This is a genomic window from Mesorhizobium sp. BR115XR7A (assembly GCF_020165315.1).
Lineage (GTDB): Bacteria > Pseudomonadota > Alphaproteobacteria > Rhizobiales > Rhizobiaceae > Mesorhizobium > Mesorhizobium australicum.
In genome coordinates this window covers 15,366-38,240 of record NZ_JAIUHW010000013.1, presented here as the reverse complement: position 1 = coordinate 38,240, position 22,875 = coordinate 15,366, and the positions used below count along the sequence as shown (strand labels likewise).

Below are 22,875 nucleotides of genomic sequence, written 5' to 3'. Positions count from 1 at the left end.
ATGGTTGAAACCGGACATTTCGCCCTGGTTCTGGCGTTCGCGCTTTCACTGGTGCAGACGATCGTGCCGCTGTTTGGCGCGCGGCTGAACAACCAGCGCCTGATGGCGGTCGGCGGTCCGGTCGCGGTGACCGGTTTCGCGTTGACGGCGCTGTCCTTCGCGGCCCTTGCGAGCGCCTATGCAAGCTCTGATTTTTCCCTGGCGAACGTCTGGGAGAACTCGCATTCGCTGCAGCCGCTGATCTACAAGATCACTGGAACCTGGGGCAATCACGAAGGTTCGATGCTGCTCTGGGTGCTGATCCTGACCTTCTTCGGCGCGCTTGTCGCCGCTTTCGGCCCCAACTTGCCGGCGACGCTGCGCGCCAATGTGCTCGCCGTGCAGGGCGCTATTGGCGCTGCCTTCTTCCTGTTCATCCTGGTGACCTCCAATCCCTTCATCCGGCTCAATCCGGCGCCCATCGAAGGCCGCGATCTCAACCCGATCCTGCAGGATCTTGGCCTCGCCATTCACCCGCCGATGCTCTATCTCGGTTATGTCGGCTTCTCGATCTGCTTTTCCTTCTCGGTCGCCGCCCTCATCGAGGGTCGCATCGATGCCTCCTGGGCGCGCTGGGTGCGGCCATGGACGCTGGTCGCCTGGATGTTCCTGACCGGCGGCATCGCCATGGGATCGTACTGGGCCTATTACGAACTCGGCTGGGGCGGTTTCTGGTTCTGGGATCCGGTCGAGAACGCTTCCTTCATGCCGTGGCTGGCGGGCACCGCGCTGCTGCATTCGGCCATCGTCATGGAAAAGCGCTCGGCGTTGAAGATCTGGACGCTGTTGCTCGCCATCCTCACCTTCTCGCTGTCGCTGCTCGGCACCTTCCTGGTGCGTTCGGGCGTCCTGACTTCCGTCCATGCCTTTGCCACCGATCCGACGCGCGGCGTCTTTATCCTGTGCATCCTGACGCTGTTCATCGGTGGCTCGCTGGCGCTGTTTGCGCTGCGCGCCTCGAAGCTGACGGCAGGCGGTCTGTTTCACCCGGTTTCGCGCGAAGGCGCGCTCGTCCTCAACAATCTGTTCCTGACCACGGCGACCGCCACGGTGCTCGTCGGCACGCTCTATCCGCTGGCGGTCGAGGCTTTTTCGGCCGACAAGATTTCGGTCGGAGCGCCGTTCTTCAACCTTACCTTCGCGCCGCTGATGGTGCCGCTGCTCGTGATGGTTCCCTTTGGGCCGCTGCTGGCCTGGAAGCGCGGCGATGTCTTCGGCGTTGCGCAGCGGCTGATGGCCGCGTTCGCGGCCGCACTTCTTGCGACACTGGTTACGGTCCTGTTCATCGACGGCGCTTCGGTGCTTGCCGCGCTTGGCGTCGGCCTCGGCGTCTGGCTGATCCTTGGCGCGCTGACCGACCTCGCCACCAAGGCGGGGGTCGGCAATGTCGCCGCGCCGACAATGGTCAGGCGTCTGGTTGGTTTGCCACGCTCGGTCTTCGGGACTGCTTTCGCGCATCTTGGCCTCGGCCTGACCGTGCTCGGCATTGTTGGCACGCTCTGCTTCGGGACGGAGAAGATCCTGTCCATGCATGCTGGTGAAACCGTCGAAATCTCCGGCCGCACGGTGCGGTTCGTCGGGCTCTATCCTGCGCAGGGACCGAACTACAGCGAGGATCGCGGGCGTTTCGAGCTGATCGGCGTCAGCGGCAGCCCTGTTGGCGAAGTCAGCTCCGCCAAGCGTTTCTATCCTGTGCGGCAGATGACGACGACGGAGTCTGGCATCAAGACTCTTGGCCTTTCCCAGCTCTACATTTCGCTCGGCGACGAGGGCAAGGATGGCTCGGTCGTGGTGCGTCTGTGGTGGAAGCCGCTGGTGACGCTGATCTGGGGCGGCGGCTTGGTGATGATGGCGGGTGCGGCGATGTCGCTGATGGACAGGCGCCTGCGGGTCGGCGCGCCTTCGCGCCGTCGCAAGCAGGCGGTGGCGCCGGCGGGCCTGCCATGAGGGCAAGGCTTTCGTTGACGTCGATGGTCTTGTTGCTGGCGTTGTTCTTCGCCGGAACGGCAATGGCGGTGAAGCCCGACGAGATGCTGGCCGACCCGGCACTCGAGGCGCGGGCGCGGGCGCTGTCGGAAGGCCTGCGCTGCATGGTCTGCCAGAACCAGTCGATCGACGAATCCGATGCGGACCTTGCCAGGGACCTGCGTATCCTGGTGCGACAACGCCTTGTCGCGGGCGATACCGACCGGCAGGTGATGGATTATGTGGTTTCGCGTTACGGCGAGTTCGTGCTGCTGAAGCCACGCTTCGATCTGCGCAACGCGCTGCTGTGGGGCACGCCGGTTCTCCTGCTTCTGGCCGGCGGCGTGTTTATAGTGCTCAGTGCGCGGTCGCGCCGGCTTCCGGCAACGGCAGCGCTTTCGGTCGAAGAGCAGGCCGCATTGGACGCGATCCTCCGCCGCGACTGACGGCTGCCGTCGCCCGCCAACATTACCAAAGTTTCATGTGCCGGAAATGGCGTCGTAATGTGCGCTTCCCTAATTCTCGTTCCTTGAGGATGCCGATCAAGGCGCGTCCGCTTGAAAGAGGATAAGAGATCCATGAATATTGCCCCCGATTCATATTTTCGCACCCGCAAGCGTCTTCTGGCTGCTGCCGCGTCTATCGCGGTCGCCGGTGCGATCGGCGTTGGCGCGCTGACCAGCGGAACCAGCCCCGTTCTCGCTGACGCCGTGCGCGTCGAGGCCCCGCAGGTTCCGAGCTTCGCCGATGTCGTGGAGCGTGTGTCGCCAGCCGTGGTCAGCGTCAAGGTCAAGGCCAAGATCCAGCCGACCGCCGATGATGGCTCCGACGATCAGGACGGCCTCGACAATCTTCCCAACAATCCGCAGCTGCGTCGTTTCTTTAAGGAATTCCGCGGCTTTGGTGACCAGGGCGGCCAGAACGACGAAGGTCATCGTCGCTTCGGACATCGCGACCGCAACAACGGCGAGCCGCGCCCGGTAGCGCAGGGCTCCGGCTTCTTCATCTCCGAAGACGGTTACCTCGTCACCAACAACCATGTCGTCGAAGAGGGCACCGCCTTCACCGTTGTGACCAATGACGGCAAGGAACTCGACGCCAAGCTGGTCGGCACCGATCCGCGCACCGATCTCGCCGTGCTCAAGGTCGATGGTGGCGGCAAGTTCACCTATGTCGACTTCGCCGACGATTCCAAGGTTCGTGTCGGTGACTGGGTCGTGGCTGTCGGCAATCCGTTCGGTCTCGGCGGCACCGTGACCGCGGGCATCGTCTCGGCGCGCGGCCGCGATATCGGCGCCGGCCCCTATGACGATTTCCTCCAGATCGACGCCTCGGTCAACCGCGGCAATTCAGGCGGCCCGACCTTCAACCTCAACGGCCAGGTGGTCGGCATCAACACCGCCATCTTCTCGCCTTCCGGCGGCAGCGTCGGCATCGCCTTCGACATTCCGGCCTCGACCGCCAAGCAGGTCGTCGGGGACCTGATGAAGAGCGGTGCGGTGCAGCGTGGCTGGCTCGGCGTCGAAATCCAGCCGGTCACCTCCGACATCGCCGAATCGCTCGGCCTGAAGTCCAACAACGGCGCGTTGGTTTCGAGCGCCCAGGACGACGGCCCCGGCAAGAAGGCCGGCATATCAGCCGGCGACGTGATCACCCAGGTCGACGGCAAGGACGTTGCGTCGCCGAAGGAGCTCGCCCGCCTGATCGGCGCCTATTCGCCCGGCAAGTCTGTTGATGTCACGGTCTGGCGCGACGGCAAGAGCCAGACGGTCAAGGTCGATCTCGGCAAACTGCCGGCGAGCGACAAGCAGGCCTCGAACGACCAGCAACAGCAGCCTGCCGCTCCGGCAAAGCCTGACACGCTGGCCGATCTCGGTCTCACCGTCACCAAGTCTGAAAACGGCAAGGGTCTGGTGGTGACAGACGTCGACCCCGACAGCGCCGCCGCCGATCGCGGCATCCAGCCGGGCGACGTCATCACCGCAGTCAACTCGGCGGAGGTCAATGGCACCGAAGACGTCACCAAGGCCATGGCCGATGCGGTCAAATCCGGACGCAAGGCGGTGCTGATGCAGATCACCCGTGACGACAACAACCGCTTCGTCGCGGTGCCGGTGGCCAAGGGCTGAGACGGCTTTTCCAATGCGGCGGTTTCAACACCCCCGAGTCGCCGCATGGGGAAAGTAAGAAGGAGAGCCCGTTAGTCAGTCATCGCGCTCTCCTTCAGCGGCAGCGGGCTTCCCATCGCCCGCTGCCGCGCCCGTATGTGGCTGCCCACTCAGGCCCTCGTGCCCGATGCCGGTTGGTCCCAGGTTGCAGGTAACGACATGACCGGGAACTGGCATGTTCGGCCTAACGACGCCACGGAACAAAGATTTTATCGCGTACGCTCTCGATCGTCTTGATCGCGATGCGCTTTGGCAAAGGCTAAAATGCAGATGCCGGCTACTCAACCTTCAAGCGAAATCGCGTATAACGGCCCTATGAAGATTCTCGTCATAGAAGACGATCGCGAGGCTGCGGATTATCTGCAGAAAGCCTTCACCGAAGCCGGTCATACCGCGCATGTTGCGGGTGACGGCGAGACCGGCTTCGCGCTTGCCGATGCGGGTGACTACGATGTGATGGTCATCGATCGGATGATGCCGCGCCGCGACGGCCTGTCGGTTATTGCCGCCCTCCGCTCCAGGGGCAACACGACGCCGGTGCTCATCCTTTCGGCGCTGGGCGAAGTCGATGACCGGGTCACCGGCCTGCGCGCCGGCGGTGACGATTACCTGACCAAGCCCTATGCCTTTTCCGAACTTCTGGCTCGTGTCGAGGTGCTCAACCGACGCGCCAGCGCCAAGGAGGCCGAGACCGTCTACCGGGTTGGCGATCTTGAACTCGACAGGCTATCGCATTCTGTCCGCCGGGCGGGCCGTGAGATCACGCTCCAGCCACGCGAATTCCGCCTGCTCGAATATCTCATGCGCCATGCCGGCCAGGTTGTGACGCGCACGATGCTGCTCGAAAATGTCTGGGACTATCATTTCGATCCGCAGACCAATGTCATCGACGTCCACGTCTCTCGGCTGCGCGGCAAGATCGAAAAGGGCTTCGACAAGCCGATCCTGCATACCGTTCGCGGCGCCGGCTACATGCTGAAGGGCGGCTAGCGGCGGCATGGCGCTTTCCGTGCCCGCCATCATGAAGACGACGGCCGCGCGGCTTTCGGCGCTCTATCTCTTGCTCTTCGCGCTCTGCGCGGTGCTGCTCGTCCTCTATATGACTTCGCTCTCGGCGCGCATGCTGACCGGGCAGACGCAGGAGACCATCAACGACGAGGTGCTCGGCCTTGCCCGCGCCTATCAGCGCGGTGGCCTTCCCGTATTGGTCCGCGTGGTCGAGGCCCGCTCGCGGCAGCCCGGCGCCAATCTCTATCTGATCGCCGATGCCAACGGCCAGATCCTGACCGGTAACGTGCAGAGCCTCGAGCCGGGCGTTCTCGAAAACGAAGGCTGGACCACCAGCCCTTTTTCCTATCAGCGCTTTGGCGAGGGAGAACTCGACCGTCTACGCAACTTGCCTGCCGACAAGGGGACCGCACAGCCCGACCAGAGCGACACGCAAGCGCAGGGCGAGAAGGGCCACAACGCCATTGCCCTGGTGCTGCGGCTGCCGAACCAGATGATCATGCTGGTCGGCCGCGATCTCGGGGAACCAGAGCGGTTCCGTGCCGTCATCCGCCGTTCGCTGATGCTGGCGCTCGGCATGATGGCCCTGGGTGGCATCCTGATCTGGTTCTTTGTCGGCCGCGCGGCGCTGAAGCGTATCGATGGCGTATCGGAGGCAAGCCGGCGCATCATGGGCGGGGATCTCTCCGGCCGGCTGCCGGTAACCGGCGCCGGCGACGAGTTCGATCGGCTTTCGGAAAACCTCAACGCCATGCTGGCCAGGATCGCCACGCTCAACGAAGGCCTCAAGCAGGTTTCCGACAACATCGCGCATGACCTCAAGACGCCGCTGACCCGGCTGCGCAACCGGGCCGAAGCGACGCTTTCCGGCAAGCAGAAGACATCGGACTATCGACAGGCGCTGGAAGGCACCATCGCCGAGTCCGACCAGCTGATAAAGACCTTCAACGCCATCCTGATGATCTCCCGCCTGGAGGCCGGATACTCTTCCGAGCACACCAGCCGCGTCGATCTGGCGGCGGCCGTCCGTGATGTCGTCGAACTCTATGAGCCGGTGGCCGAGGAGGCTGGCGTTTCGCTGGACGCCGAGGTGAATGGTGCTTTTGTCGTCGACGGCAACCGCGAGCTGATCGGCCAGGCGCTCTCCAACATCGTCGACAATGCGATCAAGTACTCGACCGATTCGACGTCCAAGCCGGCGGTCCGTGTAAAGCTCGAACGCACGCATGGCGAGATCAGGCTTTCAGTCACGGACAATGGCCAGGGCATTCCCGACGACGCCGATCGCGCCCGGGCGACGGAGCGCTTCGTGCGGCTGGAGAAGAGCCGTTCGCAGCCTGGTTCCGGCCTTGGCCTCAGTCTCGCCAAGGCGGTCATGACATTCCATTACGGCCGGCTTGACCTGCTGCCTGGCAATCCAGGACTATCCGTGGTCATGAGTTTCCCGGCACGCGAGGATCACTGATGGCGGCCGTTGCCAAGCGGAGCAAGACAGATTGGCTGCTCAGCCTGGAAACCCCGCTTGCCCCGCTCGACGCAGCCCGGGCACGACAGGAGCTGGCCGAAATCGCGAACGCAGCGCGCGAAGAGGGGCTGACACGGGTGGCCAAATTCCTGGCCGGCAAAGGCAAGGCGCAGGATCTCCTCGCCGCTGTCTTCGACCTTTCGCCATTCCTGCGCGACACGGCGCGCCGCCGGCCGCAAATCCTGGACGGGCTGTTCGACCTGCCGATAGAGGCCCGTCTGAAGGCGATCACCGCCGCGATCGACCAGGCGCCGCTGGCCGAAACGGCCTCGGAATCCGGCCTGATGATGGCGCTGCGCCGGCATAAGGCAGAGGCGCATTTCCTGATCGCGCTCGCCGATCTTTCGGGCGAAGCCGAAACCTCGCTGACCGTAAGGCGGTTGAGCGATCTCGCCGACGCCTGCACCCGCGCGGCAGTCGATTTCCTGCTGCGTGACGCGCATGGCCAGGGCAAGCTCAAGCTGCCCGACCTCGACAACCCCTCGCATCGATCGGGCTGGATCCTGCTCGGCATGGGCAAGCTCGGCGCGCATGAGCTGAATTTCTCCTCCGACATCGACCTCGTCGTGTTCTTCGATCCGGAGGCACCCGCCGTGGTCGATCCTCTCGACGCCACCGACCTGTTCTCACGCCTGACGCGCCGGCTGGTTCGCATCCTGCAGGACCGCACCGAGCACGGCTATGTCTTCCGCACCGATCTGAGGTTGCGTCCCGATCCCGGCTCCACCCCGCTGGCTATCCCGGTTGAAGCCGCGCTTCGCTACTACGAAGCGCGTGGCCAGAACTGGGAGCGTGCCGCGATGATCAAGGCCCGCGCGGTGGCCGGCGATCTCGCCGCGGGCGATGCCTTCCTCAAGGAGCTCCAGCCCTATATCTGGCGCAAATACATGGATTACGCGGCGATTGCCGACGTCCATTCGATCAAGCGCCAGATTCATGCCCATAAGGGCCATGGCGAGATCGCGGTGAAGGGGCACAACGTCAAGCTCGGGCGCGGCGGCATCCGCGAGATCGAGTTCTTCGTCCAGACCCAGCAGCTCATCGCCGGCGGCCGCTTTCCGGAGCTGCGCGGCCGCGAAACCGTGCCGATGCTCGGTCAGCTCGCGGCCCGAGGCTGGATCACATCAGACGCAAGAGACGCACTCGCCCTCCAGTACTGGTTCCTGCGCCGGGTCGAACACGCCATCCAGATGGTGGCCGACGAGCAGATGCACACGCTGCCGGAAGACGATGAAGGGCTGGAGCGCATCGCCCGCATGCTGGGCTTCGCCGACGCCGCCGCGTTCGCCGGGGCCTTCCGTGCCTCGCTGCAGCAGGTCGAGCGCCACTATGCGGCGCTGTTCGAAACCGCGCCCGAGCTTTCGGCCGGCATCGGCAACCTGGTCTTCACCGGTGACGTCGACGACCCGGACACGCTGCAGACCCTGAACGGCCTCGGCTTTCAGCGGCCGAGCGATATCTGCCGTGTCATCCGCGGCTGGCATTTCGGCCGCTATCGCGTCACCCAGTCGGCGGAGGCGCGCGAGCGGCTGACGGAACTGACGCCGGCACTGCTCAAGGCCTTTGGCCAGACGCGCCGGGCCGACGAGGCGCTGGTCCGTTTCGACGAGTTCCTCGCCGGCCTGCCGGCCGGCATCCAGCTATTTTCGCTGCTGCAGTCGAATCCCGCACTGCTCAAGCTGATGGCGACGATCATGGGCGCGGCACCAAGGCTGGCGGCCATCATCACTCGCCGGCCGCATGTCTTCGACGGCTTGCTCGACCCGGCATTGCTGACCGAGCTGCCAGACCGCGCCTATCTCTCGGGGCGGCTTTCCGCCTTTCTCGAGGGCGACAGGGCCTATGAGGACGTGCTCGACCGCTTACGCATATTTGCTTCCGAACAGAAATTCCTCATCGGTGTGCGGCTGCTCGCGGGCTCGATCGACCCGGCCCGCGCCGGCCGCGCTTTCTCCGATCTGGCGGACCTGACCATTGCGGCGGCGTTGCAAGCGGTGATCGCCGAATTCGCGGTGCGCCACGGCACGATCGCCGGTGCCGTGGTTTCGCTGCTCGGCATGGGCAAGCTCGGCAGCCGCGAATTGACGGCCGGATCGGATGTCGATCTCATCCTGCTTTACGATCACGACGCGGACGCCGAGGACTCTGATGGTGAAAAGCCGCTGGCGCCGTCGCATTACTACACCCGCATGACGCAGCGGCTGATATCCGCGGTATCGGCGCCGACGGCGGAAGGGGTGCTTTACGAGCTCGACCTGCGTTTGCGGCCGTCCGGCAACAAGGGACCGGTCGCCACCCATATCGATGCCTTCAAGAAATACCAGCGCCAGGAAGCCTGGACCTGGGAACACATGGCGCTGTCGCGGGCGCGGCCGATTGCTGGCGACGCCGACCTCTGCGCCGAGGTTGAAGCGGAAGTCGCCGCGCTGCTCGGTCAGCCACGCGACGCGGCGAAGGTGAAAACCGAAGCTTCCGACATGCGCGCCATGATCGAGCAGGAAAAACCGCCCCGCGACCTGTGGGACATCAAGCTAATACCGGGCGGTCTGATCGATCTCGAATTCATCGCCCAGGTGGCTGTCATCACTGGGCAGGTCGAGGCCGGGCCACGCGCCACCGGTACGGCCGAGATCCTGTCTCGTCTGACGCCCCGTTTCGCCAATGCCGTGATCCGGCAGGACCTTGGCGAGGCTTACTCCCTTTATCTGGCACTGACCCAGATGACGCGGCTGTGCCTCACCGGACCATTCGAACGTGACGACGTTCCGCCGGGGCTTTCAGATCTGCTTCTGGCGGTCACCGACCTGCCGGATTTCGGTGTGCTGGAAGCACATCTCAAGGAGACGTCGCAAAAGGTCAGGAAGGATTTCGACCTTCTGCTTCGTGCCGGAGGGTCGTGACCAACGACCGTTCGGCCGCATCGGGGGTGACGATGCAACAGGAGAAAACCATGAGAAAGACAACCAAGCTCGCACTTGCATACATCGCCCTGGCCGGAGCCGTCGGCGGCGCGGCCTATGCCGAGAACCTCGACAGCGCCAACGTGCGTGAGCGCACCATGATGCGGCTCGACAAGGCGATGAAGGACAATGACGGCAAAATCACCTTCGACCAGTTCTCCGATGTCATGGACGCGCGGCTCAAGAAGCTTGTCGCTGACAATGGCGGCAAGCTGACTGTCGCTCAACTCGCCGACGCGCTGGAGAAGGCGCGCTTCGAACGCATGGCCAGGCGCATCATCGCCCGTTACGACAGCAAGGGCGACGGCACGCTGACATCGGATGACATCATCGGCCGCGAAAAGAAGCTTTTCGCAATGCTCGACAAGAACAATGACGGCAAGATCGAGAAGGGCGAACTGCCGAAGGACGGGCGCGATGACCGTCAATGGGATGGCGAAGGCAACGAAGGCGGCGTGCAGTAAGATTGGTTGATGCGGGCTCCGACATCGCCAACCGGAGCCTGTCGCTCAGGCCGCGGCCTTTACCGCCGTTGGCGCCTTCTTCACGGGAATGCGCACCGATACGATCGTGCCGACACTTTCGGTCGAGCGGATCTTCAGTGCACCGCCTTGCAACTCGGCAAGCGAGCGCGAAATGGCAAGGCCAAGGCCGGAGCCGGCATGGTTCTTGGAAAACTGGTTCTGCACCTGCTCGAAGGGGCGCCCCAGCTTGCCGAGGGCTTCCTTCGGGATACCGCAGCCATTGTCCTCGATCGTCAGCACCAGCGCGCCTGACGTGTTGCGGGCCCTGACCGATATGTGGCCGCCCTGGCCGGTGAATTTCACCGCGTTGGACAGAAGATTGATGACGATCTGCTTGATCGCCCGGCGATCGGCAAACAAAGTCAAGGCGTCGGCAATGCGCGTTTCCACGGTGATCGCCTTCTGCGCCGCCTGCAGAGAGACGACACGCACCGTCTCGCTGATCAGCGGACCGAGGTCGATCTGTTCCTGGTCCAACGAGAACTGGCCGGCTTCGATCTTGGACATGTCGAGAATGTCGTTGATGACGCCGAGCAGATATTTGCCGCTGCTGTTGATGTCGGTGGCGTACTCCTCGTAGCGCTCCGAGCCCAACGGACCGAACAGCCTCTGTTCCATCAGTTCGGAGAAGCCGATGATGGCGTTGAGCGGTGTGCGCAGTTCATGCGACATGTTGGCCAGGAATTCGGATTTGGCCCGGTTCGCCGCTTCGGCGCGCTCGGTTTCCTTCATGTATTTGCGGTTGAGGTCGACCAGTTCGCGCGCCCGTTCCTCTTCGGCCCGGCGGGCGAGGCTGAGATCATGGATCGTCGCCATCAGCCGGCGTTCGCTGTCGACGAGTTTCTCCTGGTGCAATTTGATCTGGGTGATATCGGACCCGACCGAGACGATGCCACCGTCCCTGGTCCTGAGCTCGTTGACCTGCAGCCAGCGGCCGTCGGACAGCTGCCGCTCGAACGTGGCGCCGCCCTGCGGACCGTTGGTATTGGCGAGCCGGCGCTCCGAAGCGAAGGCCAGCATACGTTCTTCCAGGGAAGCCCGCGTCACACCTGGCATCACGTCGCGATCCGAGAGCCCGTTGTCCTGCTGATATTTGGAATTGCACATGATCAAGTTCTGAGCCGAATCCCACAGCACGAAGGATTCATTGATGTTCTCGATCGCGGTCCTGAGGCGAAGATCGGCCGCTTCGGAGCGCAGCGCCAGATGGCGCTGCTCGGTGACGTCGACGGCGATGCCGATGAGCTGGATCTCCGGCGCTTCCGGGTCCATGACCTGGGCGCGGGCGCGCATCCACACCCACTGGCCATCGGCATGCCGCATCCGGAACACCTGGTCGATGTGGTCGATCTCGCGCGCGACGATCCTGTTGGCGAGTTCGAACAGGTCGCCATCCTCGGGATGGATGATCTCGTCGACCTCGCCGAAGGACAGCATCGTCTCGCAGGGCTCATAGCCGAGCATGTCGTACATCGAGCGTGACCAGTACATCTTGCCGCGCACCATGTCCCAGTCCCACAGGCCGCAGCGGCCGCGGACCAGCGCCATGTCGATACGCTGATGCGCTTCGACATAGATGCGGTCGGCTGCCTGCGCGCGCGCCGCCTGTCCGAAATAGGCATAGAGGATGATGATCAGCACGCCGGCCGTCAGCACAAACAGGGTGACGTTGAGCGAGACGGTCTTGCGCCACGTGTCGAAGACCGCCTCTTGGGGGACGAGCGCCGCCGCGGCTCCCTTCCTGTCCTTGCTCAGGCTGACCGCCGCGTACCAGTCCTGCCCGCCGATGTTGACCTCCATGACGCCAGCCCGGTCGCCGAACATGAACAGAGGTTGGCCGCCCTGGACGAGGCCGTCGAGCGAATGGCCTTGCCAGGGCACCGAACGCGGCGTCACCGCGGTGATCCTGAAGGCGCTGTCGGTGATGACCAGCACATGGCTGCGGCCCATGGCGCCCTGGCGGCTGGTGGTCTCCAGCAGGTCCTGGGTGGCGCCCGGCAGCGTGTCCGATGTGGTGGCGAGCGAACTGGCGAGCTGCGCGGCGGCCAGCGTCAGGATAGCCTTGGCATCGCGCTCCACGTCGTCGCGCTCGTTCATCAGCGAGATTACACGCAGCGCCGCGATGACGAGCAGGAAGATGACGATGAGGGCCGGTATCGACCGGCGCAGCAGCGGTTCGGCCGCCAGAAGCCGCTTGTAGGCCGGTTCGGCAATGAGCCGCGTATTCCCGGCAAGGCCGTCGCCGCGCGTCTCGCGACGCGCAAAAACCATCCCACCGGGCGCGCCCCACGCGTCCGCCTTTGCCATAAATGGCACTCCCCGATTTCAGTATGCCGCATTTCTATGTGCTGGTGATCCGGCAACACCGCACTTCCGAATCGCCATTAAAGAATCAAAGGTGATTCGCCTTGTCCAGTGGTCGGGCGAAAAAAGATTAAAAATCGACTAAAATAATGGGCTTTTAGAACCCTGCCTTCTCCCGCAGGGAAGAAGGCAGGAGCGCCTAAGCCAACGTGCGCTCGACGATGTCGCGCAGATCCGCCGACAGGTTTTCGGCATTGGCGATCGAAACCAGCACTTCCCGGGCCTGGGCTTGCCTGCCCGGTTCGAGCGAGCGCCATGACCTGAGCGCCGTCGCCAGTCTTGCCGCCACTTGCGGATTGCGCTTTTCAACCTCGAGCACCGTTCGTGCGAAGAAGCGGTAGCCTTCGCCGTCGGCGCGGTGAAAGCCGGTCTGGTTGGCGCTGGAGAATGTGCCGATCAACGAGCGCACCCGGTTCGGATTGCCCATCGAGAAGCCGGCATGAGCGGTCAGGGCGCGAACCGTCTCCACCGCCTGCGGCCCAGGCACGCTGGCCTGTATCTGGAACCATTTGTCCATCACCAGCGGGTCCGACGCATATGTCTGTTCGAAAGCCGCCAGCGCCTTGCTTGCCTCCGGCGATCCGTGGTGGCGATGCGCGAGCACGGCCAATGCGGCCGCCCGGTCGGTCATGTTGCTCGCGGACTGGAAATGCCCGGCCGCCAACGCCGCTCCATCTGGCAGCAGCGAGAGATAATCCAGCAGAATGTTGCGCAAGGCGCGCCGTCCGGCACTCGCCGCGTCGGGGCTGAAAGCGCTCTTGTCGGCAAGGCTGTCGTAGAGGCCGGAAAATGCCTCGCCATTGGCCATGCCGATCGCCAGCGCAAGCGCCTGTCGGGCCGCATGGATGGCGTCGGGATCGATGTTCTTGCCGATGTCGCGGGCGATATCGGCGTCTCCAGGCAGCGCCAGGGCCAGGGCCCGATAGGCTGGCTCCAGCGTCTCGTCGCTGGCGATGCTGCCGGCAAGCTCGGTCAGCCGTGGGGCGAAGTCCGGCTGTTTGCCGCCAAGGATCTGGCGGAAGGCAGCGATCAGAGCATCGGTCAACAGCGTGTTGAAGGCCTGCCAGCGCGAGAAGGCGTCGCTGTCATGGCGGGCGAGGAAGTACTGGTCGGCCGCCTTCTGCTCGGCCGAGAGCGTCACCGGCGCCGAAAAGCCACGGTTGAGCGACACCGCCGGGCGCTCGGCCACGCCCGAGAAACGCACCACATGGCGACGCTTGCGGACATGGATGACGCCGTCCTCGACGCTGGCGCCCTCGACGCCGCTATACGCGACAGGTTTGCCGCCGGCGCCGATCAGGCCGAAGGCGAGCGGGATGTGCATCAGCCGCTTGCGGCTTTCGGAGGGGGTCGGCGGCACCGACTGCTCGATCTCGAGCGTGAATTCCTGTGCGGCCGGATTGTGCGTCGAACTCACCGTCAGGTTGGGTGTGCCCGCCTGGTGATACCATAGCGCGAATTGCGACAGGTCGCGGCCGGACGCGTCCTCGAACACCTTTATGAAATCCTCGATGGTCGCGGCCTCGCCGTCGTGGCGTTCGAAATAGAGGTCCATGCCGGCGCGAAAGACCTCGGCCCCGAGAATGGTGCGGATCATGCGCACCACTTCGGAGCCTTTCTCGTAGACCGTCGCCGTATAGAAATTGTTGATCTCGCGGTAGCGGCGCGGCCGCACGGGATGCGCCAGCGGGCCCTGGTCCTCGGGAAACTGGTGGGCCCGCAGCGTGCGCACCTCGGCTATGCGCTTGACCGCGCGCGAGCGCTGGTCGGCGGAGAATTCATGATCGCGGAAGACCGTCAGCCCTTCCTTCAGGCAAAGCTGGAACCAGTCGCGGCAAGTGATTCTGTTGCCTGTCCAATTGTGGAAATATTCATGCGCGATGATCGCCTCGATATTGGCGAAATCGGCGTCCGTCGCCGTCTCCTGGTCCGCCAGCACGTATTTGTCGTTGAAGATGTTGAGACCCTTATTCTCCATCGCGCCCATGTTGAAGTCCGACACGGCGACGATGTTGAAGACGTCGAGGTCGTACTCGCGGCCAAACGCCTCCTCGTCCCATTGCATCGACCGCTTCAGCGCGTCCATGGCGTAGCCGGCGAGCGCCTCCTTGCCGGGCTCGACATAGATGCCGAGCTCGACCTTGCGGCCGGACATGGTGACGAAATTGTCGGCGACCTGGCCGAGATTGCCGGCCACCAGCGCGAACAAATAGGATGGTTTGGGGAAGGGGTCGTGCCATGTGGCGTAGTGCCAGCCTTCGGCGAGATCGCCGCTCTCGACCGGATTGCCGTTCGACAGGAGCAGCGGCGCTTCGTCGCGTCGCGCATCGATGCGCACCGTGTAGACGGACAGGATATCGGGGCGGTCGAGGAAATAGGTGATGCGGCGAAAACCCTCCGCCTCGCATTGCGTGCAGTACACGTTGTTCGAGCGGTAAAGGCCCATCAAGGCCTCGTTGCCGGCTGGGGCCAGTTCGGTTTCGATCAGCAGCTGGAAACGAGGTGCCGCCGGCGGTTTGAGCAGGGTCAGTTGGTCGGGGCTCGCCAGCAGATCCGCCGGTCTCACCACCTTGCCGTCGACTTCGACGCGTTTGAGCGTCAACCCATCGCCGTCGAGCACCAGCGGAGCCGACGTGGATATGTCCTCGCGGCGTTCGACGGTCAGTATCGCGGTGACGACCGTTGCCTGCGGCGAAAGACGGAATTCAAGGCTGGTTTTCGGAATGAGGTAGTCGCTGGGGCGATAGTCCTCGAGTTTGAAGACCTGGCCTGTATCGGTGCGCATTCCCTGGCTTTTCCTGTCTTTTCCGGGACCGGACATGATCTGACCGGTCCAAAAATTCGAAGTCCGCGCTCTTTACACGAAACACTCCCTCGACAAAACTGCGGCAGGGCCTAATTCAGGTCATCCTTTCCTTGTCGCGAGGCAGTCATGACGGCCGTCACACCGAAATTCGGGATGGGCGCTTTCGTTCGGCGCGCCGACAATTTCCCGTTCTGCCATTTCGAGAACCGTAGCGTGCCCTCGACCACGGGCAGAGACGCATTGCCAAAGTGACATCAGGAGCGGGGGCGCAACCAGAGACGACGGGCGGCCACGGCACCCTGAGAGGCATCGTGCTGAAGATCGTCTCCGTGGCGGTTTTTGTCGGCATGCAAACCTGTATCAAGGCGGCAGGCGATGTGCCTGCCGGGCAGATCGTCTTCTTTCGTTCCTTCTTCGCCATCTTCCCGATCATTGTCTTCCTGACGCCACGGCATTTGTGACGAAACGCCCCTTCAACCACGTCGCGCGTGGCGTCGTCGGCGTCGGTGCCATGGGGCTCGGCTTTTTCGCGCTCACCAGGCTGCCTCTTCCCGAGGCGATCACCCTGAACTATGCACAGCCGCTGCTGGTCGTGGTGTTCTCCTCGGTCTTCCTTGGCGAGACGATCCGCGTCTATCGCTGGAGCGCTGTCGCGATCGGCCTCATTGGCGTGCTCGTCATTTCCTGGCCGGAGCTGACGCTGCTCAATTCGGATGAAGGTCTCGACGACCAGGAGGTCCTGGGCGTCATGGCCGCGCTGGCGGCCGCGGCAATCTCCGCTGTCGCCATGCTGTTGGTGCGCAATCTCGTGCAGACGGAGAAGACGGCGACCATCGTGCTATGGTTCTCGTCGACGGCGAGCGTGCTCTCGCTGTTGACGCTGCCCTTCGGCTGGCAGTCGCTGACGCCAATACAAGCCACGTTGCTCATCCTCGCCGGCTTTTGTGGCGGGCTCGGCCAGATTTTGATGACCGCGGCCTACCGTCATGCCGAAGCCTCGGTCGTGGCGCCTTTCGAATACACCTCGATGATCCTGGGCGTCGTCGTCGGCTACTTCGTTTTCGGCGACGTGACCTCGCCCGGCACGCTGGTCGGTGGCGTGATCGTGGTCGCCGCCGGCATCTTCATCATCTGGCGCGAACGGCAGCTGGGTCTGGAACGGACGCGCACCCGCAAAGCTGCGCTGCCGCAAGGGTGATCAGGACCGTTCCTTCGCCAAGCGTACCAGCATCGCCCGTGTCTGCTCATCGGCCGGGAAAAAGGATTCGATCGCCAGTTCCGAAAGGGTGACATCCAGTGGCGTGCCAAACACGGTGATGGTGCTGATGAAGGAAAGCACCGTGTCGCCATGGGCAAGCCGCAGCGGATGCACGATCGCATTCGGCTCGACCGGCGCCGGCCGTCTGCTCTGCAGGCCAGAAGGGTAGCCGCGAAGCTCTTGCTCCAATGCCACCAGCACCGGGTCACCGGCGGCATCGTTCTGATGCCTCAGCCGTTCGAGCAGGTGGGTGCGCCATTCCTGGAGGTTCACGATCCGTGGCGCGACACCACCTGGGTGCAGGCTGAGCCGCAGCACATTGACGGGTGGCTGGAGCAGAGAGGGCTCGGAAACATCGGCCAGGAATGGCCCGATCGCCGTGTTCGCCGCAACCAGGTTCCAGTGCCGGTCCACCGCCAATGCCGGAAACGGCTCATGCCCCTTGAGCACCATCTCGACCGCCGCCATTGCCGGTGCCAGCGTCGTGTCGGTGAGCGGCCGTTCGCTGAAGCTCGGCGCGAAGCCCGCGGCCAGCAGCAATTGATTGCGCTGCCGCAGCGGGATCGCAAGCTGCTCGGCCAGATGCAGCACCATGTCGCGCGAGGGCGCGGCACGCCCGCTTTCGACGAAGGAGAGATGCCGTTGCGAGATTTCGGCCTCCATGGCGAGGTCGAGCTGGCTCATGCGACGTCGCGTGCGCCATTCGCGGATCAGGCTACCGGCGGAGGTTTGGGGCGTTGTCATGCAGGACGACTAGGCTGACGCTGAATGTGTTTCAATTACCTGCAAGGTCATCGTTAGCTCACTTCCCGCAGCTTCGCCTTCACTTCGAGAAAATCCCGCCATGCGAGCTTCTTGTGCGCGGGGGTGCGCAAGAGATAGGCCGGGTGCAGTGTCGGCATGGCCGGAATGGCAATGCCGGAACCCGTTGTGTGGACGCGCCAGTTGCCGCGCAGCCGCAGGATTCCTTCCGAGGTGTTGAGCAAGGTCTTGGCCGACGGGCCGCCGAGATTGATCAGCACCTTGGGATTGACCAGCTCGATCTGACGCTCGATGAACGGCCGGCAGATCTCGGTCTCGTGCGGCGTCGGCGTGCGGTTGCCGGGTGGGCGCCAGGGAATGACGTTGGCGATGTAGACCGAGCTACGGTCGAGGCCGATCGCAGCCAGCATCCGGTCGAGCAGGCGGCCCGAGCGGCCGACGAAGGGCAGTCCTTCAATGTCCTCGTCACGGCCTGGGGCTTCACCGACCAGCATGACAGCCGCTTGCGGGTTGCCGTCGGCGAATACCAGGTTCTTGGCGGTCGCCTTGAGATTGCAGCCCTCGAAAGCGGCCATGTGCTGGCGTAATTCGTCCAGCGACATTGCCGCGGTCGCCAGCTGGCGCGCCAGCGCCGCCTGCGCTTCGTCGGGCACGGCCGAGGTGGGCGGGCGCGGGGCCGGAGCATCCGGCACGGCGCGCCCATCGAGGCGCGGCGGAGCCGTGGGCGGCTCCGGTGCCTTGCTTTCGCGTGGCGCCGCCGCCGGCGTGCGCTCCGCCGGCTTCGGCACGGCCTCCGCGAACCGATTGACCGGCGCATCCTCCAAAGCCTCGTCAACACCCGCGCTGGCATAGAAGGCGAGCAGATCGGCCAAATCGACCGGATTGTTGGGAGAGGCGGCAGTCATGGCCGCACCATCGTCCGGGCGGGATCAATTTGCAACCTCGGCGAGGTCGGTGGCGGCAGCCAATCCCGCCTGCCAAGGTGAGGTCGCGGTCTAGCCAGTGGGTATGCGTGGATCCTGCACCAAATAGAAGGTCCAGCGCGGCGTGTAGTCGGTCATCAGGAATTCGAAGCTGGCGGTCTTCAGCGGGTCCACCTTGCCGTTTTTGAACAGCAGTCGGTCATAGGGCTCGAAATCGCGGTCGAAATCGGCGAAATTGCTCGACCAGATATTGTCGGGCGTCTTGTTGCGCTGGTCGAACGAAAGCCCGTCTCCGAACACGCTTGGCTGGTCCAGTATTTCCTGAAGCTCGAACTGGAACTCGATCCAGGCCTGGCCGCTGTTGTTGAGCGCGTCGATGCGCATATACATGATGCCATTGGCGAACTCGCCTGCTCTGCCGAATGCCTGGATCGGCTTTGTGGTACGGATGGTCAGCGTCACGGGTGTCGCCGAATTCAGCTCTTCGGTGATGATCAGCGGATCGTCCTTGGTTCCGATGCCGGAGGCTCCGGTGATGCGGAAACCGCCAAGCTCGTCGGAGAACGAGTACGCGCCTGTCGCCCAGACCTTCACTTCATCCGCGACGGCATGACCCGGGCTCGACGCCAGAAGGGCCAAAATAAGCGCCCGGCAGGCCCGGCCGGGCGTTGATGGAAAGCGCGTCGAAGAGAAGCCGCCTGGCCCGGGAATGCGCATGGCGGGAAGTATGGCCGATAAGCAAGCCGTCGAACAATAGAAAACGCAAGCCTGGCGGGTCGCGCCGCGCGGAAATGGCCTCTCTGCCGCGCAAAGCGCGACTTTTTGGCCAAATCGGCATTGTCACGTATGCGCCGGTTTCCTGTCGCCAATTGATGCGCTATGCAGCGCAGGAGCCAGCAAGATACGCCAACGGCGGCAAGCCAGTGCGGAGGGGTTGATGAGCGATATCGAACGCGAAAGCATGGAATTCGACGTGGTCATCGTCGGTGCCGGACCGGCCGGCCTTGCCGCGGCCATCCGCCTCAAGCAGGTCAATCCCGAGCTCTCCGTCGTCGTGCTGGAAAAGGGCGGCGAAGTCGGCGCCCACATCCTGTCGGGGGCCGTCGTCGATCCGATCGGCATCGACCGGTTGCTGCCTGGCTGGCGCGAGGAGGATGGTCATCCCTTCAAGACGCCGGTCACTGCGGACCATTTCCTGGTGCTCGGCCCCGCCGGTTCGTTCCGCCTGCCCAACATCTTCATGCCGCCGCTGATGAACAACCACGGCAACTATATCGTCTCGCTCGGCAATGTCTGCCGCTGGCTGGCTGGCAAGGCCGAGGCGCTCGGCGTCGAGATCTACCCAGGCTTTGCCGCGGCCGGCCTGCTCTACAATGAAGAAGGTGCCGTCACCGGCGTCGTCACCGGAGACATGGGCGTCGAGAAGGACGGCACGCATGGTCCAGGCTTCGCGCCGGGCATGGCGTTGATGGGCAAATATGTGCTGATCGGCGAAGGCGCGCGCGGTTCGCTGGCCAAGCAGTTGATCGCTAGATATAAACTCTCCGATGGCCGCGAGCCCGGCAAATACGGCATCGGCCTCAAGGAACTCTGGCAGGTCAAGCCGGAGAACCATCGGCCGGGTCTGGTGCAGCATTCCTTCGGCTGGCCGCTGGACATGAAGACTGGCGGCGGTTCGTTCCTCTATCATCTGGAGGACAACCAGGTGGCGGTCGGCTTCGTCCTCCACCTCAATTACAAGAATCCCTATCTGTCGCCTTTCGAGGAATTCCAGCGCTTCAAGACCCATCCGGCGATCGCGGGCACGTTCGACGGCGCCAAGCGCCTGGGCTACGGCGCGCGCGCCATAACCGAGGGCGGCTGGCAGTCGGTGCCGAAATTGTCGTTCCCGGGCGGTGCGCTGATGGGATGCGCGGCGGGCTTCGTCAACGTGCCGCGCATCAAGGGCTCCCACAATGCGGTGCTGTCGGGGATGCTGGCGGCCGAGCATGTCGCCGAGGCGATCGGCGCCGGCCGTGCCAATGACGAGCTTTCCGCCTATGAGGATGCCTGGCGGGCGACCGACATCGGCAAGGACCTGAAGAAGGTGCGCAACGTCAAGCCGCTGTGGTCGCGCTTCGGCACCATCATCGGCGTCAGCCTCGGCGGCCTCGACATGTGGCTGAACACGCTGTTCGGCGTCTCGCCCTTCGGCACGCTGAAGCACGGCAAGGCCGACTATGCCACGCTCGAGCCGGCCGCCAAGCACAAGAAGATCGTCTATCCGAAGCCGGATGGCGTGCTGACCTTCGACCGCCTCTCCTCGGTGTTCCTGTCCAACACCAATCACGAGGAAAACGAGCCGGTCCATCTGCTGGTCGGCGACATGGACCTGCAGAAACGCTCGGAACATGATGTCTTTGCCGGACCTTCCACACGCTATTGCCCGGCCGGCGTCTACGAATGGGTCGACAAGGACGGCAACGCCGCCGCCGATCCGCAGGCTAAGGATGTGCGCTTCGTCATCAACGCGCAGAACTGCGTCCACTGCAAGACCTGCGACATCAAGGACCCGAACCAGAACATCAACTGGGTGCCCCCGCAAGGCGGTGAAGGACCGGTCTACCAGGGCATGTGACCCCTGCGCCGCCGGGCCGTCCAGGGCGCGGCAGCAAAATTGCAGCGGAGTTCTGGCTGCGAGAGCATGCAGCGTAGCAGAACCGTTGAAACTATCACCGGCTTATGGTTCCCTTCTCCGGGGACAAGGAGAAGGCCGATGCGCCGGACAGTTCTGACATGCCTCGCCGTCATCGGGACACTGTGCGCGCCTGAGGCCTTGGCCGGCACCAGGGCAATCGTTCAGACGCGGACTTACGACATCACGGGAAACTCGGGTACGGCCTTCATCGACGCGATGGACAGCAAGGGGCCCAAGCACGGCTTCATGACGCATGCCATAGCCACAACCGCCTATACGGTCGACTGGGATCTCGGCGGAGGCCAGGACAACGGCGTCTGCCGGCTGCGGCGGGTCAACGGCACGCTCAATCTGTTCTACACCTTCCCTCGCGTCGGCTCGCCCATGGCGCCGACGTTGAAGAGGCGTTGGAACAGGTTTTTCGCCGGTGTTCGCGCCCATGAGGAAACACATGGGCGCATCGCCAGGGAGATGATGCGCGTGACAGAAAGGTCGATAACTGGCCTGCGGGTCGCCAACGACCCGTCATGCGACAAGGCGCGCCGCGAGGCTCGGCTTCGCATCAAGGCCGTTTATGCAGAATATGAGGCGAGGCAAAACGCCTTCGATCGGCGCGAGCATCGCGATGGCGGCCATGTCGAACATCTGATCGCTGCCTTGATCGGGAAACCTTGAACGAGCAATCCGTTCGCCATCTCAACGCTTCGCCGTGGCGCGGGTGCTCCATTCGCTTTGACGCGTCAGCCGTGCGGCTCAGCAGGCAAATCGTGCGCCGCGAGCGCGGTGGCGTGCCCATCCTCAGGCCGTTTCTCATCGGATCGGACCGAGAATTCGACCAGCACCGGCAGGTGGTCGGAGCCGGTATCTTCCAGCCGCGTCGAAGACAGGATCGTCACGCCGCCTTTGCTGAACACCTGGTCGATCGACAGGCCGGCATAGCGGCGCAGGAAGTCGGGCAGTGTCCGGTGGATCCACGTCGGGCCGGCGGAAGGCATGAGTGTCAGCCCGCCGAGAGCCGCGACCCGCCGCACCGCGGCACTCCACGGCACGGCGTTGCAATCGCCTGCCATGATCGCGGTCTCGCCGAGCGCGGCCAGTGGCTGCGCCAGTTCGCCGATCTGCCAGTATTGCTCCTTCGGCCAGGGCCAGCTCAAATGAATAGCGGCGACATCGACATCGGTGCCGCCGAAGTCGACCGTGGCGATGGCCATCGCGCCGCGCGGCTCGCAGCGCGGCGCGGCGTCGGCGGCAAAGGGCCGGCGCGACAGCAGCGCCACGCCGAACATGCCGTTTGGGTAGGGGCAGAGGATTCGGTAGGGGTAGGCGCTGGCGATGTAGCCAAGCTCGGTCGTCCACATCTGCGACACCTCGTCGAGCGTGATCACGTCCGGATTGGTGCGGCCGATCAGTGAGAGCACTTTCTTAGGTGTTGGGTTGTTGAAGCGCAGATTCATCTGCAGCAGGCTGTAGACGATCTGGCCGGTCGGCTTGGCGGCCGCCTGTTGTGGCCACCATTTGGGCAGCGCACCCGTCGTTGTGGCCAGGCAGAAAATGGCAAAAAGCAGCCCAGCCGCGGCTTGCAGCCGAAACGAGCTGGCGAGCAGCGGCAGCGCCAGAAGTGCCATCAGCACGCTGAGATGAATGCGGAAATGCGAGAAGGAATCGAACGCCGGGTGCAGTGCGCCGAAAAATCCGGCCAACAAAGCGGCCGACAATGCCGTCATCGCCAGGAATGCCAGCCCAGCCGTCATGTTCAAGCGCGCGCCTGTTGCCATTGAGGTCGTGTCTGCGAGGTTGTATCCGCTGAATGCCGCCTGTCGGTCCGTTCGATTTGCTTATTGGCCAAATTGCGGCCTGAGCAAGACGACGAATTGCCTCGCCGAGGCTTCGCGGTCG

At 63.8% G+C, this 22,875-nt stretch carries 15 protein-coding genes and 1 pseudogene; 10 read left to right on the top strand and 6 right to left on the bottom strand.

Annotated elements, in window-relative coordinates; translation table 11 throughout:
- From LB557_RS24880 to LB557_RS24850, 7 genes are all read left to right on the top strand, one after another.
- On the top strand, positions 1–1,986 hold the full coding sequence (locus tag LB557_RS24880) for a heme lyase CcmF/NrfE family subunit (RefSeq protein WP_224641867.1): 1,986 nt from the start codon (positions 1–3) through the stop codon (positions 1,984–1,986).
- A complete protein-coding gene (locus LB557_RS24875; protein WP_224525828.1) occupies positions 1,983–2,450 on the top strand; it encodes a cytochrome c-type biogenesis protein in 468 nt (155 codons plus the stop codon). The genes LB557_RS24880 and LB557_RS24875 overlap by 4 nt, the downstream gene beginning before the upstream one ends.
- Positions 2,451–2,582: 132 nt before the next feature.
- Entirely contained in the window at positions 2,583–4,133 is a 1,551-nt protein-coding gene (locus tag LB557_RS24870) for a Do family serine endopeptidase (RefSeq protein WP_140618544.1), read from the top strand.
- A gap of 354 nt (positions 4,134–4,487) precedes the next feature.
- Positions 4,488–5,162: a response regulator transcription factor gene (locus LB557_RS24865; protein WP_041163488.1), complete on the top strand. Its 675-nt coding sequence runs from the start codon at positions 4,488–4,490 to the stop codon at positions 5,160–5,162.
- A 7-nt stretch (positions 5,163–5,169) separates the two neighbouring features.
- Positions 5,170–6,645 carry an ATP-binding protein gene (locus LB557_RS24860; protein WP_140718131.1) on the top strand — a complete coding sequence of 492 codons (1,476 nt, stop codon included), beginning with the start codon at positions 5,170–5,172 and terminating at the stop codon, positions 6,643–6,645.
- Positions 6,645–9,605, top strand: a complete 2,961-nt coding sequence (locus tag LB557_RS24855; RefSeq protein WP_224641869.1) for a bifunctional [glutamine synthetase] adenylyltransferase/[glutamine synthetase]-adenylyl-L-tyrosine phosphorylase — start codon at positions 6,645–6,647, stop codon at positions 9,603–9,605. The genes LB557_RS24860 and LB557_RS24855 overlap by 1 nt, the downstream gene beginning before the upstream one ends.
- 50 nt (positions 9,606–9,655) lie before the next feature.
- Complete coding sequence (locus LB557_RS24850; protein ID WP_140726696.1) at positions 9,656–10,129, top strand: hypothetical protein; 474 nt, start codon at positions 9,656–9,658, stop codon at positions 10,127–10,129.
- 45 nt (positions 10,130–10,174) lie between these two features.
- Here LB557_RS24850 and LB557_RS24845 read toward each other — a convergent pair whose 3' ends face one another.
- Together LB557_RS24845 and pepN are read right to left on the bottom strand one after the other, a co-directional pair.
- The gene (locus LB557_RS24845; RefSeq protein WP_224525819.1) at positions 10,175–12,496 is read right to left on the bottom strand and encodes a PAS domain-containing sensor histidine kinase; all 2,322 of its coding nucleotides are present in this window, start codon (positions 12,494–12,496) and stop codon (positions 10,175–10,177) included.
- Between the two features lie 196 nt (positions 12,497–12,692).
- Complete coding sequence (gene pepN / locus LB557_RS24840; protein WP_224641872.1) at positions 12,693–15,338, bottom strand: aminopeptidase N; 2,646 nt, start codon at positions 15,336–15,338, stop codon at positions 12,693–12,695.
- Positions 15,339–15,607: 269 nt separating this feature from the next.
- Here pepN and LB557_RS24835 point away from each other — a divergent pair.
- Positions 15,608–16,557, top strand: a pseudogene (locus LB557_RS24835) (DMT family transporter).
- Here LB557_RS24835 and LB557_RS24830 read toward each other — a convergent pair.
- The 3 genes from LB557_RS24830 to LB557_RS24820 form a co-directional block, all read right to left on the bottom strand.
- The gene (locus tag LB557_RS24830; RefSeq protein ID WP_224641874.1) at positions 16,558–17,361 is read right to left on the bottom strand and encodes a helix-turn-helix domain-containing protein; all 804 of its coding nucleotides are present in this window, start codon (positions 17,359–17,361) and stop codon (positions 16,558–16,560) included.
- 53 nt (positions 17,362–17,414) lie between these two features.
- Positions 17,415–18,284, bottom strand: a complete 870-nt coding sequence (locus tag LB557_RS24825) for a uracil-DNA glycosylase family protein (RefSeq protein ID WP_224641876.1) — start codon at positions 18,282–18,284, stop codon at positions 17,415–17,417.
- A 90-nt stretch (positions 18,285–18,374) separates the two neighbouring features.
- Complete coding sequence (locus tag LB557_RS24820) at positions 18,375–19,019, bottom strand: hypothetical protein (RefSeq protein WP_140726705.1); 645 nt, start codon at positions 19,017–19,019, stop codon at positions 18,375–18,377.
- Between the two features lie 220 nt (positions 19,020–19,239).
- Between LB557_RS24820 and LB557_RS24815 the strand changes: the two genes are divergently transcribed.
- Together LB557_RS24815 and LB557_RS24810 are read left to right on the top strand one after the other, a co-directional pair.
- Positions 19,240–20,919 carry an electron transfer flavoprotein-ubiquinone oxidoreductase gene (locus LB557_RS24815; RefSeq protein WP_140788155.1) on the top strand — a complete coding sequence of 560 codons (1,680 nt, stop codon included), beginning with the start codon at positions 19,240–19,242 and terminating at the stop codon, positions 20,917–20,919.
- A 138-nt stretch (positions 20,920–21,057) separates the two neighbouring features.
- Complete coding sequence (locus LB557_RS24810; protein WP_224641878.1) at positions 21,058–21,654, top strand: DUF922 domain-containing Zn-dependent protease; 597 nt, start codon at positions 21,058–21,060, stop codon at positions 21,652–21,654.
- Positions 21,655–21,719: 65 nt separating this feature from the next.
- Here the strand turns inward: LB557_RS24810 and LB557_RS24805 are convergent, their stop codons facing one another.
- Positions 21,720–22,730, bottom strand: a complete 1,011-nt coding sequence (locus LB557_RS24805) for an endonuclease/exonuclease/phosphatase family protein (RefSeq protein ID WP_224641889.1) — start codon at positions 22,728–22,730, stop codon at positions 21,720–21,722.
- Positions 22,731–22,875: the final 145 nt, after the last annotated feature.